The organism is Treponema sp. R80B11-R83G3, assembly GCF_054786115.1.
Map to the genome: position 1 here is coordinate 1 of NZ_BDHF01000551.1, position 394 is coordinate 394.

Genomic DNA, 394 nt, shown 5'->3' on the forward strand with positions numbered 1-394 from the left:
TTTGTAAACCAGAGCCTTTTGCCGTCTTTTGAAAAACCCGACGCGCCGCTTTTACTTAGAATATAAATTCCCCTTTCATCAAAAAGCATCTCCGCTTCAGTATCAGATTTGCCGCCGTATTTAATCATTTCCCTTATATGAGTGTCACCTAACCAGATTATTTTCTTCTCATCAACCGATATAAACGCAATTCTTCCGTCATTCATGACAACCGCGATATTGCCGTCCTTGCCGATTGCGGCAAGCGGAGCGGAAGGAAGTTTTGGAAGCGCTGGAAGATTTGTTTTTCCCTTTGCGGGAAGTTTTTCGTCTTCTGGAAATTTTAACGCTTCCATTGTTCCGTCTTTGTACAGGACAATAATCTGCGTCTTGGAAGCGGAAACAAGCGTAATAG

General features: G+C 42.9%; 1 pseudogene. It reads right to left on the reverse strand.

Annotated features, from left to right (window positions below):
• Positions 1–394, reverse strand: a pseudogene (locus tag ACYVRH_RS14915) (hypothetical protein); the annotation flags it as partial.